The 14,575-nt window shown below is 46.3% G+C and carries 14 protein-coding genes; 4 read left to right on the top strand and 10 right to left on the bottom strand.

Annotated elements, in window-relative coordinates; genetic code table 11:
* Positions 1-21 precede the first annotated feature (21 nt).
* Positions 22-1,065, top strand: coding sequence for a cytochrome d ubiquinol oxidase subunit II (locus DIC78_RS16210; protein ID WP_127696610.1), 1,044 nt, complete (start codon positions 22-24; stop codon positions 1,063-1,065).
* Between the two features lie 53 nt (positions 1,066-1,118).
* Positions 1,119-1,277, top strand: coding sequence for a DUF1540 domain-containing protein (locus DIC78_RS16205; RefSeq protein WP_010331596.1), 159 nt, complete (start codon positions 1,119-1,121; stop codon positions 1,275-1,277).
* Between the two features lie 22 nt (positions 1,278-1,299).
* On the opposite strand, the gene DIC78_RS16200 is transcribed toward DIC78_RS16205, so the two are convergent.
* The 10 genes from DIC78_RS16200 to DIC78_RS16155 form a co-directional block, all read right to left on the bottom strand.
* The gene (locus tag DIC78_RS16200; protein ID WP_095714580.1) at positions 1,300-2,187 is read right to left on the bottom strand and encodes a metal ABC transporter permease; all 888 of its coding nucleotides are present in this window, start codon (positions 2,185-2,187) and stop codon (positions 1,300-1,302) included.
* Complete coding sequence (locus tag DIC78_RS16195; protein ID WP_127696609.1) at positions 2,177-3,484, bottom strand: metal ABC transporter permease; 1,308 nt, start codon at positions 3,482-3,484, stop codon at positions 2,177-2,179. Before DIC78_RS16195 ends, DIC78_RS16200 begins: the two co-directional genes overlap by 11 nt.
* Before the next feature lie 5 nt (positions 3,485-3,489).
* The gene (locus DIC78_RS16190) at positions 3,490-4,242 is read right to left on the bottom strand and encodes a metal ABC transporter ATP-binding protein (protein WP_101863546.1); all 753 of its coding nucleotides are present in this window, start codon (positions 4,240-4,242) and stop codon (positions 3,490-3,492) included.
* Positions 4,243-4,260: 18 nt separating this feature from the next.
* A complete protein-coding gene (locus DIC78_RS16185) occupies positions 4,261-5,184 on the bottom strand; it encodes a metal ABC transporter solute-binding protein, Zn/Mn family (protein ID WP_106020313.1) in 924 nt (307 codons plus the stop codon).
* A 274-nt stretch (positions 5,185-5,458) separates the two neighbouring features.
* On the bottom strand, positions 5,459-6,574 hold the full coding sequence (gene menC, locus DIC78_RS16180) for an o-succinylbenzoate synthase (RefSeq protein ID WP_106020314.1): 1,116 nt from the start codon (positions 6,572-6,574) through the stop codon (positions 5,459-5,461).
* Positions 6,571-8,031: an o-succinylbenzoate--CoA ligase gene (locus tag DIC78_RS16175; protein WP_127696608.1), complete on the bottom strand. Its 1,461-nt coding sequence runs from the start codon at positions 8,029-8,031 to the stop codon at positions 6,571-6,573. Before DIC78_RS16175 ends, menC begins: the two co-directional genes overlap by 4 nt.
* A gap of 91 nt (positions 8,032-8,122) precedes the next feature.
* The gene (gene menB, locus DIC78_RS16170) at positions 8,123-8,941 is read right to left on the bottom strand and encodes a 1,4-dihydroxy-2-naphthoyl-CoA synthase (RefSeq protein WP_095714585.1); all 819 of its coding nucleotides are present in this window, start codon (positions 8,939-8,941) and stop codon (positions 8,123-8,125) included.
* A gap of 34 nt (positions 8,942-8,975) precedes the next feature.
* Positions 8,976-9,800, bottom strand: coding sequence for a 2-succinyl-6-hydroxy-2,4-cyclohexadiene-1-carboxylate synthase (menH, locus tag DIC78_RS16165; protein ID WP_127696607.1), 825 nt, complete (start codon positions 9,798-9,800; stop codon positions 8,976-8,978).
* Positions 9,788-11,530 (bottom strand): 2-succinyl-5-enolpyruvyl-6-hydroxy-3-cyclohexene-1-carboxylic-acid synthase, encoded by a 1,743-nt coding sequence (gene menD, locus DIC78_RS16160; protein ID WP_127696606.1) that lies wholly within the window; start codon positions 11,528-11,530, stop codon positions 9,788-9,790. Before menD ends, menH begins: the two co-directional genes overlap by 13 nt.
* Positions 11,527-12,942: an isochorismate synthase gene (locus DIC78_RS16155; RefSeq protein WP_127696605.1), complete on the bottom strand. Its 1,416-nt coding sequence runs from the start codon at positions 12,940-12,942 to the stop codon at positions 11,527-11,529. Before DIC78_RS16155 ends, menD begins: the two co-directional genes overlap by 4 nt.
* Positions 12,943-13,233: 291 nt before the next feature.
* Between DIC78_RS16155 and DIC78_RS16150 the strand changes: the two genes are divergently transcribed.
* Positions 13,234-13,953, top strand: a complete 720-nt coding sequence (locus DIC78_RS16150) for a yteA family sporulation protein (RefSeq protein ID WP_127696604.1) — start codon at positions 13,234-13,236, stop codon at positions 13,951-13,953.
* A 153-nt stretch (positions 13,954-14,106) separates the two neighbouring features.
* The gene (locus tag DIC78_RS16145) at positions 14,107-14,574 is read left to right on the top strand and encodes a TspO/MBR family protein (RefSeq protein ID WP_106020319.1); all 468 of its coding nucleotides are present in this window, start codon (positions 14,107-14,109) and stop codon (positions 14,572-14,574) included.
* The last annotated feature ends 1 nt before the right edge of the window (position 14,575 follow it).

Raw genomic sequence — 14,575 nt, 5'->3', positions numbered from 1 at the left:
AAATGGAAGGAAGATCGACAAATGGACATTTCAACTGACGCTCTGATCGCCATCTCAATTATTTGGGGTTTTGTGTTTATTTACGCCGTCATGGCCACAATGGATTTCGGAGCGGGATTTTGGTCTATGATCTATTTAAATAAGGAGCATATGAAGGCGACTGATATCGCAAACCGCTTTCTGTCGCCGACTTGGGAGGTCACTAACGTCTTTATCGTGGCCATCGTCGTTGCGCTTTTCAGCTTTTTTCCAGGTGCGACGTTTGTGCTCGGAACTGTTTTATTAATTCCCGGCAGCATTATTTTATTGCTTTTAGCAATCCGAAGCGGATTTCTCGTTTTTTCAAACACAGCGAAGGAAAGGAAATTGCTCAGATATATTTCCGGCATCTCCGGTTTTATTATTCCTGCTGTTCTGATTTTGGTTCTCCCGGTGACACACGGTGGATTTATCGAAAACACAGACGGCGTATACAACTTGAATATGTCTACCATTTTGACAAGCCCAAACGCCTATTCATTTATAGGGTTTGCGATTTTAAGCACTTTATTTTTATCCTCCCTGCTGCTGGCGGATGTTTCGAATGTGGCTGAGGAACAGGACGCCTACACGGCGTACAGAAAAAGCGCCTTAATCACCGGCCCGATTTCGCTCCTATTTGCCGTATGCATTATGCTGACGATGCGGAATGAAGCAAACTGGCTTTATACTGGAATGATGAATGATTTTTCCTGGATTATTGCGTCGTTTATTACATTCATCATCGCAGGCATAGCTCTTTTTCTGCCTAACAAAAGCTTCGGCAAAAAGATTGGGAAACCCAGACTGGCGCTTGTCGCGATTGCGATACAGTATTTCCTGGCAAGCTACGCGTACGGCCGCGCCCACCTCCCTTATATGATTTATCCGGACGTGACGATCATGTCCGGTTTCACCGAGCCCGCCACGTTCAGAGCGCTGTTTATGACATATATCGTTGCATTCATTATCCTGTTCCCAGGCTTCTACTTCTTCTGGAAGCTGTTTATGAAGGATAAACGGTATATCCGCCAGCAGGAAGAATAGGGCCCAAGCCCTCCGGCTATACTAAGCTTGAACCTTTATAAGGAGGGGATGGCATGGACCAGAAAATCCTATGCGAGGTCAACAACTGTTCTTATTGGGACAAAGGCAACAGATGCACAGCCGATGCCATTTATGTTGTCAGCCATACTGGCGAGACTGCCGAAAACAGCCGGGAAACAGACTGCAAAACGTTTAAACCGCAAGATTTGTAAAAATCAAAAGAAAGAGCTGGCATCAGACAGCTCTTTCTTTTTCTGTTTTGAGCATTCTTATCTTTTTCGTCATCACTCCGTTTGACGGCGAAAATAAAAAGGCACCTGCATAAAAAACTCCTGTCATTGCCGCCATCGCTCCGGAGATGGAAACATTGAGCCATGTTGCGCAGATATAGCCCAATAGAGCTGACAGCCCTCCGATCACCGCGCTGATAATCAGCATATAAAGCAGCCGGTCCGTTAATAGATGGGCGGCAGCAGGCGGAACAATCAGCATCGCCACAACCAATATGGCGCCGACCGAATCAAAGGAGGCAACGGTCGTAAGCGACAGCATACCCATCTGGAGGTAATGAATCAGCATGACCGGTATTCCGAGGGCCAAAGCCATTTGCGGATCAAACGAAGAAATTTTGAACTCCTTATAACACACACTGACCATCGTTATATTGAAAAGCAGCACAACAACCAGCATCCAAAACGCTTTTGGCCCGATGTCCACTCCGAATACCGTGATCGTATTCCATGGCACAAAAGCGATTTCTCCCATTAATGAATGTTCAATATCGAGATGGACATTCGCTCCATATACTGATAACAAAATGACGCCCACTGCAAATAAGGAGGTAAAAACAACGCCTATGGCGGCATCTGATTGAACCCCTTTGCTGTGAAGAAGCTGTACCAAAAATGCCGTTAACAGTCCCGACACGGCTGCACCGATGAACATAGGAATCCCGTCAAGGCTTTTTGTCACAAGAAAAGCACCCACAATTCCAAGCAAAACAGTATGACTGATGGCATCAGCCAGCATTGCCATTCTCCTTAATACAAGAAATGTTCCGATCAACGCACAGCTGACACCGACTAGTATGCCCGTCACTATAATCCACGCTTCAAAGCTCATTGGCAATCTTCCCCTTCTCGATTTCAGGGTATGGCTGGCGGAGCTCAGGCATCCTGCCATGCAGCTTCAAAAGTGAAAGAAGCCTATCTCTTGTAGCCTCCGGCAATCGGTCCGGCACAAAATCATCCTGATCCGCACCTGCTTTTTCTATATCCATTTCATGCATGAGGTACATTTCATACATCCGATATTTTAAAGCCGTAAGATAACCTTTTTCTATCCCAGCCTGTGTCACTTTCCAAACTCCGTTTTCAATCCGCACAACGCACCTCTCTTTTTCCAAATCATTCAAAACTTTATGACATGATGAAGGTGAAAGCCGCCTTTTCTTTCGTATACTTTCCTCCGTTACATATATTTCCTTATGTTCATACTGCTCAAAAATCGTCAGAAGCACCTGCTCCCGGTTTGTTTTTCTGCGCAGCCTTATTAATCTTATCCCTTTAGCAGCCAGTCCCCGCTTAGGTGCACAAATCATCGAAAAAAGAAAAATGATCGTTGCCGATAAAATCATCAAAGGCCCCGTCGCCATGCCCTCCATTGTTGTACTCAGCAATGTTCCGGACACGCCGCTGATCCCGCCTGTCATCCCGGCAATCACGATCATGCCCGTTAAACGCTCGGTCCAATATCTTGCGGCAATCGCGGGTGTAATGAGCATAGCTGCCATTAAGATGACACCTACAGTTTGAAGCCCTATCACAACAGCGCAGACAATAAGACAGGCCATAAATCCGTTTAAAAAACGTACCGGCAATCCCAATCCCTTTGCAAATGCGATATCAAAGGTGATGATTTTAAATTCCTTAAAAAAGACAGTACAAAGCAGCAATAAAACGGCGGATACTCCCGCAATAAGAATGATATCCTGTCTGACTAATGAAGCAGCCTGGCCGAACAGAAAGGAATCAAGTCCGCTTTGGCTTCCCGACCCCAGCTGCTGAATATATGTCAGCAGTATAATACCGACGCCAAAGAAAACAGAGAGAACGATCCCAATTGCCGAGTCCTCTTTTGTTTTTGACAGCCGCGGTATCAGCTGAATCATCCACGTTCCGAGAAGCCCTGCAAGCGCTGCGCCGAGCAAAAAGAAAGGGAGCGATTTTTCTCCGGTGAACAGAAAAGCGAGACACACACCCGGCAGGGCAGAATGGGCCATCGCATCTCCGATTAAACTTTGTTTTCTAAGCAGCACAAAGCTCCCCAACACGCCGCTTGCTGCGCCGAGCAAAAGCGTCCCGGCCAACACCCACTGTGTATTCGGATGCTGGAGCTGCAGCCACAAACTTTCTATCAATGCGCTCACCCCTTGTTACCTTCTGCCAGCACTTTATCTTTTAGAAATGTCAGCCTTCCTCCATACGTTTTTTGAAGGTTTTCAATCGTAAACACTTCCTCCGCCGGGCCGAAGGCGATTTTCCTTAAATGAAGCAGCAATATCCAATCGAAATAGTCTTCGGCGGTTTGCAGGTCATGGTGGACGACAAGTACGGTTTTGCCCTTATCCTTAAGCTCCGCCAAAAGAGTCATGATTGCCCGCTCCGTCGCTGCATCCACGCCGGCAAACGGTTCATCCATAAAGTAAATGTCGGCGTCCTGGCAGAGTGCCCGGGCAAGGAATACCCGCTGCTGCTGGCCCCCTGACAGCTGGCTGATCTGCCTGTTCGCATAATCGAGCATGCCGACTTTTTCCAAAGCCGCTTCAGCCATTTCCGCGTCTGCCTTTTTCGGTCTTTTCAGCAAGCCGATTCGGCCATACCTTCCCATCAGCACGACATCGAGAGCGCTGGTAGGAAAATCCCAATCAACCGAACCTCGCTGCGGCACATATCCGATTCTTGTCCGCTGTTGTTTATAAGTTTCGCCGTAAATGGAGATGTCTCCTGAGGCACGGGGCACAAGACCGAGAATCGTTTTGATCAAAGTGGACTTTCCAGCGCCGTTCGGGCCGATAATACCGATTAATTTCCCCTCCGGCACCTGCAGCGAAATCTCTTGCAGAACGGGCTTTTTATCATAAGCGACTGTTACATTTTCCAGCTCAACAGGAAACATTTCTTTCACCTCTATTCCTTATTTAAGCGCTTCGGTAATCGTGTTGATATTATGGCGGAACATGCCTTCGTATGTGCCTTCTTTTGTCCCCTTTTCACCCATTGCATCCGAATAGAGCTGACCGCCGATTGACACCGAATGGCCTTTTTCTTTAGCCCCTTCCACCACGGCATTAATTGATTTTTCAGACACGCTGCTTTCTACAAAAACAGCCTTAATTTGTTTTTCTGCCAAAAGCTCAACCAGGTCCTGTACATCCTTTAAGCCATAATCTGAATCTGTGCTGAGCCCCTGCAGGCCTTCCACTTTAAATCCATACTCTTTCCCAAAATACGCAAACGCATCATGAGCGGTTACAAGCACACGGCTTTTCTCCGGAATGTTCGCAACCTCCTGACGAGCCCATTTATCTAAATATTGCAAATTATCTTTGTACTCTTTTGCGTTTTTCTTAAAATCATCCGCATGCTCAGGCATCGCTTTGCTGAATTGCTCTTCGATTTCATCAATTGCGTAAATCCATAATGGGATGCTGAACCAGACGTGAGGGTCATACATCTTCCCTTTTTCCGCAGAAATAAGCTTGCTTTTCGGAATCGCTTCGGCAACCGCCGCCGCTTGTTTTTGTTCACCGATTTTACGGAGAATGTCTTCCATCTTCCCTTCGAGATGCAAGCCGCTGTACAGTACAACGTCTGCTGATGTCAATTTTCTCGCATCACCTTGTGACGCTTTGTAAAGGTGCGGGTCTACTCCCGGTCCCATTAAAGAAGTGACCTTCACATGCTTTCCGCCGACTTTTTCAGCCGCGTCTGCAATTTGGGAAGTCGTTGCCGTCACTTGCAGCCGCTGATCAGAGCTTTTACCGGAAGACTCTGATCCACAGCCCGTTAAAGCAAGGCATGCAAGGATCAATGCCGCTATCAGTCCTCTTTTTTTCATTTGTTCCTCCTCTTTGTCATCGATGTCCTGTTGTTTTATCTTATGTTGTGTTTTCTTAGACATGTGACATTTAATTAGACAAAAGCATGTTTTGTTTATATAGGACAAAAAGTTTCCTTAGTGCAAAAATATCGCGTTTGTCCATTTCTGTCAAGATATTTCCACATAAAAAAACCGGCTGGTTCAGCAGCCGGTCAAACGAGAAGGGATGTATTCAACGCTTTTACTCTAACAGCACACTCACATTCTCTCAAATTGATAAAATGCCTTTTTCTCATCCATGCTGTGTGAAAACATCCATTTTGGTCACATATTTTCGCATTATTTCCTGATTTACTTCAACCCCTAAACCAGGCTGTTTCGACACAGAAATAAATCCGTTATCGATACGGATATCAGGGGTCACAATATCCTCATCCCAATACCTTGAAGATGACGAAATATCGCCAGGTATCGTAAATTGGGGCAAGGAAGCCAGCGCCACGTTTTGCGCTCTTGAAATGCCAGTCTCCAGCATTCCTCCGCACCAAACCGGCATATTGTGCTCCTTGCACAGATCATGGATTTTCAGAGCTTCCGTCAATCCGCCGACACGAGAAGGCTTGATATTAATTACTTTGCAGCTTCCCAGCTCAATCGCCCGTCTCGCGTCATCAGCTGAGCAAATGCTTTCGTCAAGGCAAATCGCCGTTTTCATATGCTTTTGCAAGTGGCGGTGATCAACAATATCATCAGCTTGGAGCGGCTGTTCAATCATCATTAAATGATATTCATCAAGCTCCTTTAAGCGGCTGATATCCTTGAGTTCATAAGAGGAATTCGCATCAGCCATAAGCGGGATGCCAGGGAATCGGCTGCGGATGGCTTTTACCAGTTCCACATCTTGTCCTGGCTGAATTTTAATTTTTATTCTTTGATAGCCTTCTTTTTGATAAGCTTCAATTTCTTTCAGCATATCCTCAAGAGGCGCTAAGCTGACAACGACTCCGGCAGGGACTTTGTCTCTTGTCCCTCCTAATGCATCCGCAAGAGAAATCCCCATCTTTTTTGCATAAATATCCCAAACAGCCGATTCAAGCCCCGCTTTTGCCATCCTGTTACCTTTATAGCGCGCCAAGCTGTCCGGCACTTCAGAAGGGTGGCTGAATTCACGTCCGACGACATTAGGAATAAAAAAATCCTTCAGCATATGCAGACAAGTGCCAATCGTTTCCTCGGTGTACCATGGTGAGGAGAATGCAGACACTTCTCCCCATCCTGTAACTCCGGATATATCGATGGCTTCTACAATCAAAAATTTGCGCTCCTGAAGCGTCTCAATACTGTTTTTGAACGGTTTTTTTAGATTCATGCTCAAATGATAAAGCGTAATTTTTTCTATTTCGATCATAACAGTTCTCCTTTACGCGCATCCTTCAGCTGATTTCGCAATAGCTTATTCGACGCATTGCGCGGCAGGCGGTCTAATACAAAGAATTTTGCCGGAACTTTATATTTCGCCAAACGTTCTTTGCAAAAAACGGTCAGTTCTTCAGCGCTGACAGGCTGATGGAGCACAAGATAAGCATGAGGCACTTTTCCCCATTTTGTGTCCTCCGCGCCTGAAACGCCGGCTTCTGCAACAGCCGGATGAGAAAGCAGCACAGACTCCACTTCAGCGGGATAAATATTTTCTCCGCCTGAAATGATAAGATCTGATCGCCTGTCTAATACATATAAAAACCCTTCACTGTCCAAATAACCGAGATCGCCTGTTTTCAGCCAGCCATTTTGAAAGGATGCTTTATTTGCGCTTTCCCGGTTGAAATAGCTTTTCATGACATTCGGGCCTTTCACCATAATTTCACCGTGTTCAAACGGCTCACACGCTTTTCCGTCCCGCTCAATTTTGATTTCGCATGAAAACAGCGGTTTTCCTGCTGATCCGAGCTTTTCCATACTGAATTCCGGCGAGAGAGTAACGATTTGTGAGCACGTCTCCGTCATTCCGTATGATTGAAAGACGGGGAAGCCTTTCTCTCGGCATTCTTCCAGCAAAGGAAGCGGCGCAGGACCTCCGCCGAGCAGGATGCATCTGAGGGATGACGGGCAGTAGCTTATTTCTGCTAAAAGACTTGCCAGCATTGTCTGCACCGCAGAAATAATCGTAACTTGATGCCTGTCGATAGAATCCAATACATCACTTACGGAAAAACGCTGGTGAAGCACGACCGTCATTCCGTAAATCACAGATTTAAATAATGCGGACAGTCCGCTGATATGAAAGAGCGGCAGCGTGATAAGCCAGCGGTCTTGTTCTGTTATACCCAAATTAAGAGCAGAAGACACCGCACTGAAATAATGATTTCCAAACGTTTGCTGAACTCCCTTGGGCTTGCCGGTTGTCCCGGAGGTATACATGAGAGTCGCCGTTGCGTCCATTTGCATGTATGGCTCAATTTCAATATCCTGTGCATCTTCTTTTACCAGTTCATCCACATTAACGGTTTCAACCATATGCTCATAATCCTGCATGTCAAAACTTTCATCCGTCAGTAAAAAGCGGGCGCCGGAATCCTCCAGCTGGAACAGCCTTTCATGTTTAGACAGCTTTGTATTGAGCAGCACCGCTTTTACGCCGAGCAAAAAGCACGCGTGTACGGCATATACCATCTCCGCCCGGTTTCCGAGCAGAAGAGCCGCGGTGTCCCCTTTTCGAAAAGAATGAGCGGAAAGCTGGGACGCCATTCGTTTGGATGCGGCAAATAATGCAGCAAATGTCACGGTTTGATCTCCATAAATGAGAGCGATTCTCTCAGGTGTTAGCTGTGCCCGTTGCAGGAGCCAGTTGGGCTGTTCTGTCAGCATGTCATCATCTCCGAGGTAAAATTACTTTATTGAAAAGAAAACAGCTTGGACCGCAATGGCTCAAGCTGTTCGTTTCATACGTATCTGCTGATCACGGAAAACGCGGGAATTGACCGAAATCCGGTTTGCGTTTTTCCTTAAAGGAATCACGGCCTTCTTTTGCTTCATCAGTTGTGTAGTAAAGAAGGGTTGCATCCCCTGCAAACTGCTGAATTCCAGCAAGTCCGTCTGTGTCCGCGTTAAACGCAGCTTTAAGAAAACGAAGTGCGGTCGGGCTTTTCTCAAGCATTTCTTCACACCATTTAATCGTTTCTTCTTCAAGCTGTTCCAAAGGAACAACTGTGTTGACAAGTCCCATATCCAGCGCTTCCTGCGCGTTGTACTGACGGCACAGGTACCAGATTTCACGGGCTTTTTTATGTCCTACGATTCGAGCCAGGTAGCCTGAACCGTAACCTGCGTCAAAGCTTCCCACTTTAGGGCCGGTTTGTCCAAAAATCGCATTGTCGGCAGCGATTGTCAAATCACATACGATATGAAGCACGTGTCCTCCGCCGATCGCATATCCGGATACCATCGCAACAACAGGTTTCGGGATGACGCGGATTAAACGCTGAAGATCCAATACGTTTAAACGCGGAATTTGGTCGTCGCCTACATAACCGCCGTGTCCGCGCACTTTTTGGTCTCCGCCAGAACAAAACGCTTTGTCTCCGGCACCGGCAAGCACGATAACGCCGATGTTTTGATCATCTCTCGCGCGAGCAAATGCATCAATCATTTCAGCAACCGTCTTAGGGGTAAACGCATTATGTACCTCAGGGCGGTTGATAGTTATTTTTGCAATACCATTATACGATTCATACAGTATTTCATCGTATGTACGTTCAGTTTTCCATTCTACAGCCATGATATGACCTCCTCTATTTTTCCATATGAACGAGTTATAAGTTTGTTAAAAACCCACTCACTATTTTACCAAAAAAACGCGGCTGTTCCACATGCACTGTATGGCCTGCTTCAGGAACAATCTCTATTCTACTAGATGGAAGCTTCTTATGCACCTCTTGATTAATGGCGCAAAACTTTTCGTCCCATTCTCCGCAGATGAGAAGCACAGGCGCCGCAATATCTTTTAACCGGCTCCACCAGGAAGGCTGAGAACCGGTGCCCATACCGATTAAACTGTTGGCCAGTCCAATGTTATTATTTCTCAGACGGCCCGACCGTATCCTTTGCCGAACGTCTTCAGCAAGCCGCTGCTGCGTCGAAAACAAAGGGATGCCTTCCCAATAGTCCACAAAGGCTTTGATCCCGTCACGCAAAATAAAATCGGCAAGCTTCCGATCCCGCAAGATTCGTTCTTTCCGTTCCCCGAGGGTTTTAAGGCCGGGTGTCGTGCTTTCGAGCACAAGCGCTGATATCCGTTCGGGGTATGTCATGGCAAAGGAATATGCAAGCCTTCCCCCCATAGAATAACCAATAAGTTTCACTTTGTGAAGTTTTAAATGATCAAATATTTCGGCAAGGTCTGAAACTTGCCGGCTCGTGCTATACCTTTTTCCATTCAGCGGGGCATCACTTTCTCCGTGTCCTAAGCAATCAATTTTGATGACACGGGAATCAGGCAGCAACTGGTCCAGAAAGGCCCAGGATTGTTTGCTGCCGGTAAACCCGTGCAGACAGACTATGGTATCAGAAGCATTCGGCCGATCATCTGTCACAGCATAGCGGACGCCGTCTGCAACAGTTATGCTTACAGTTCCCATTGTTTTTTCACTTCCCGCACAGCCTCATTCAGCATATCACGATGAAGCTGAACTCTTGATTGGCGATCAGTCTTGATTTCTATAATGTGAAGGCCGGGCTTGTCAGCCTGCGGTGCGTATGATGCTTTAAATTCATCCCACGAAGCCGGGCATGAATACGTGCCCCCGTAAAGCTCAGCCGCATGCTTGAAATCAAGCCCGGTCGGCGTGCCGAACAAATCTTCAAAGTGTGTCTTTTCAGATGCCTGCGGCAAAAATGAAAAAATCCCTCCGCCGTCATTGTTCACGAGGATCACAGTAAGCGGAATACCCAGTTTTTTAGCCGCCAGCAGCCCGTTTAAATCATGATAAAAAGACAAATCCCCGATCACGAGTGTCACAGGTGCTTTTGTTCCTTCACAAACACCCATGGCAGAAGAGACAACACCATCAATCCCATTTGCGCCACGGTTTGAATAGATACGGAAATTGCGGTCCTGATTTTCGAAAAACGTATCGACATCCCTGATTGGCATGCTGTTTCCGACAAACAGCGAGCTATTTTCAGGCACAAGATGCTGGAGGATTCGATAGAGGTTGCCCTCAAATGAAACCTCTTCACTGCTGACCGTTTGCAGATATTCACGGAAACGCTGATTCACGATCTGCCATTTTTCCAGCCATTCCGATGTTCGATCCATTCCAGTATGTTCAGCCATGATCGCGTCGGCAAAACTAGACGGGCTGCAGTGAATCATATGTGCGCTTGCCTGTGTCGGCTCTCTCCAGCCGCCATCCTCATCAATCACAATCTGCTGAATGGCCGGGTCATCCTTCAGCCACAAAAAAACCGGCTTTGAAACAGGCATCGGTCCGAAACGGATCACGACATCAGGCCGCAGTGCTGACTTCAGCTCATCATCTTTCAAAAATGAGTCATAAGCATCTATAACGGTGCTTTTATCATGGACGCCGTTCCGCAGGTTAGACAGCGGGTCAGCTAAAATTGGATAATGCAGCGCTTTTGACAACTCCACAATTTTTTGCTGATCAGCATCACTGTGGAGTTCCCCGCAGACAATCATGCCTTTTTCGGCCTCTTTCAACATCATAGCCACGTCAGACAGAGAGTCCCGGTCCACGGATTGCGTACCCGTTTTCACTGACACGTGACGCCCAGTTCTCATTCTTTCAAACGGCTGATCAGAAAGGTCAGGCATCAGCGGCTCACGAAGAGGTACATTCACGTGCACAGGCCCCATTGGACGCTTTTGCGCTTCCCCGGCGGCACGGCCTGCCAGCGTTCGGATATATCTCAGCATATGCGGCGACTCTTCGGGAAGAGCAGAGTCTGTGAAAAACTTAACAAAGTTACCGAATAAGAAGTGCTGATTAATGGCCTGCGGTGCGCCTACTTCACGCAGCTCGTGCGGCCGATCAGCAGTTAACACTATAATCGGTACTCTTGAATAATGGGCTTCAATCACAGCCGGATAAAAGTTGGCCGCGGCTGTTCCTGATGTGCAAATCAGAAGCACGGGACGCTGCTGTGCTTTTGCCAGCCCTAATGCAAAAAATCCGGCAGATCTTTCATCAATTTGGATATGGACGTTGATATCAGGATGCGCGGCAGCAAGAATAGCCAGCGGAGTAGATCTTGAGCCCGGACAAACGACAGCGTCCGTAATTCCGGAAAGGGCGAATTCATCAATAAAGCTTCCGATGTAATGAGTAATCGGGTTCACTGTCAACGTCTCTCACCTCCCAGTGCAGAGATCATCGGCTTTAACTTAATCTGTGTTTCTTCGTATTCCGATTGCGGTTCAGAGTCTTCCACAATGCCGCACCCGGCAAACAGGCGTGCTGTGCTGCCTTCAATCAGCCCTGAACGGATGGCAACAGCAAATTCTCCGTTATCCTGACTGTCAATCCAGCCGACAGGAGCCGCATACCAGCCGCGGGACATCGGTTCGATCTCTCTGATCACTTCTACAGCTTTTTTCTGAGGTGCTCCCCCAAGCGCCGGTGTGGGATGCAGTTTCTCAATTAAGTCAAAAAGCGAAGCAGACGCGTGAAGCTGTCCGACAATTGGCGTAAATAAGTGCTGGACGCTTTTCGTTTTGTACAATACAGGTTCGTCAGGCTTTTCAACGTCAGAACAGCTTGATACAAAAGCGTTATGAATCATGCCTACAACAATATCATGCTCCAGCAGATTTTTCTCATCGTTTAATAATTCAAGGCCGATGCGGCGGTCTTCTTCTTCATCGGAGCCGCGCTTTATGGAACCTGCCAGACAAGTAGACATGACAGTGTTGCCGTCTCTTTTGATCAGTCTTTCCGGGGATGCGCCGACAAAGGTTTTGCCTTCTTGTTCGATTGCAAAAACATAGCTTGTCTGCTGATCGGTCAAAAGCGTTTTAAGCACCGGTTCCATTTTGACCGGACCGTCAAACGTGAGCAGCAGCTCTCTGGCAAGAACCACTTTATCATATTGATTCTCTTTAATTTGGCTTGTTGCCGTTTCGATTGCTTTCAGCCAATCAGACTTATCCAGCTCCTGAGATGCTGTCATCACAGCCTGATCTTCTTGATTTAAATCGGGGACCATAAATTCCGCTGCAAAAGCTTTTAAGCCTTCCAAAACAGCTTCTGCATCATCTTCTCCGCTGACCCATCTGTTGACTGTTAAAAACGAACTGTCATTAGACATTGTCAGCATAAGCGAAGGCACAAAGAAATCCCCTTCCGAGAAATGGTCCCATTGAGTACCTCTTTCTTCGTAAGGGTCAAAGGAAAAGCCTCCGAATAAGACAGGTCCCACTGCAGGATGCTGCAGCTTTTCTTCTTCATAAATATGAAAAGCCGTCTTTTTAAAGCGCTCCCATTGTTCAAAAACCTCGCGATACCGCTCGTCGTTTTTTTGATTCGTCTGGAAAACAGCTTCTTTGCCAAGACCGACTATTGTCAATTCACTTTCAGGTTCTGACCAAAAAAATCGATTGCCTGTATATTTTTTTGCTCCGTAATTGAAAAATGATAGAGGGTCAAGAGACTCAATTTGTCTCGAATAGCTTATTAAGACAGCATGGTTGACTTCTTTGGCTTTATGTAATGCATGTAGAACTTCCTTTCGGAACGTACGCTGCACCGTTGTCACCATGAGACATTCCTCCATAATTCTTAAAATGCTTTTAATACCATACACCTGTGTCTACATTGTGTCAAATACACAGATCATGCAGTCCAAATGGCCTGCCTTACCTATTATAAACCTAATTGCAGAAATGAAAAAGAAACAAACCTTAAATTTCTTTCTCCACTGATAGCAAAGCTTGTATCCGCTTACCATATAAGGAAAATCTCCTATATTCCTCCACAAGGGATTTATGAAAGTTCTCAGGCGATCTGTCCATACTAAAGGTATGCATTACAGAGAAACGAGGCGATCATATTGCTTACAAACGAACAGCTTCAGCATTTAAAAAAGGAACTTGAACAAACGAAAGAAGATATATTGAACCGCTTCAAAGACAATGACCATTTTCAGCTCAATTCCGCTTTTCCATATGATTCGTGGGGTGAGCTTTCTGCTTATGACAATCACCCAGGCGATCAGGCGACAGAGCTTTATGAGCGCGAAAAAGACATTGCTCTTGATTTGCATGAACGGGAGCATCTCCGGGACATTGAGCATTCATTGAAGGCGATAGAAAACGGCACGTACGGGATTTGTGAGGTCAGCGGAAAGGAAATTCCTTATGAACGCCTAGAAGCGCTTCCGACTGCTACAACGCTCGCGGAATATTCATCACAGGATGTTGTTTCCAAAGACCGTCCGATCGAAGAAGAAACACCCTTCGGGCAATTTGAATTTGACGATGATGAAGAAATCAGAGCGCCTTACGACAGTGAAGATTCCTACCAGGACGTTGAAAAATACGGAAACTCAGAAACACCGCAGGACATGGAAAATCCGCCGCTCAACTATGATGATATGACGATGAATGCCGAAGAAAATATCGGCAATACAGAATCATATGAGAATTTCATTGCCACAGATATTACCGGCAAAGAAATTACAGTGTATCCAAGCAGGGCACATGAACGTTATGAGGAAGAGCTGGATGAAGAAGGCATCATGACGACGTTTGGCGATCTCCATGCAGATTGAACCCCCAGGCAAAGGGGGTTCTCTTTTGTGTTTTCATAAATGACCGCATTACAGCAGCTCTCTACATCATCTCTCCCGCATATCAGGAGTTTGATCTATCCAAGTTAAAGGGTAAAGCTACATGTAAAATAAATACATACCGGAGGGAAATATATGAAAAAGATGTTCGGCGCAATCGTAGTTTTTATCATTACATACGCACTGTTTTCAGCCGCAGACTTTCTATTTCCGATCGACCAAAGTTGGTATCATTCACTGAAAAAGCCAGACTGGACGCCAAGCGGGTCAACGATCGGCATCATCTGGGCCGTCCTGTTTGCACTGATTTCTCTTTCAGCTGCCATTGTTTTTGCCAAATGTTCATTTAAAAAAGCCAAAAGCTTTTGGCTGGCGTTTTTGATCAATTATGTGCTTAATCAGGCATTCAGTTATTTTCAGTTTACGCAAAAGAATCTCCTTGCCGCATCCATTGACTGCCTGCTTGTCGCCATAACAGCGCTGGTTGTAATCATCATTGCAAAAGTATACAGCAGGGCCGCAAGCTGGCTTCTAGTGCCTTATTTTTTATGGAGTGCCTTTGCAACTGTCTTATCCTTTACGATCTATTCAATGAATCTTTGAA

It is taken from the genome of Bacillus halotolerans (genome assembly GCF_004006435.1).
GTDB classification, from domain to species: domain Bacteria; phylum Bacillota; class Bacilli; order Bacillales; family Bacillaceae; genus Bacillus; species Bacillus halotolerans.
The sequence above is the reverse complement of the archived record's forward strand: the minus strand, read 5'-3'. Positions and strand labels throughout refer to the sequence as shown.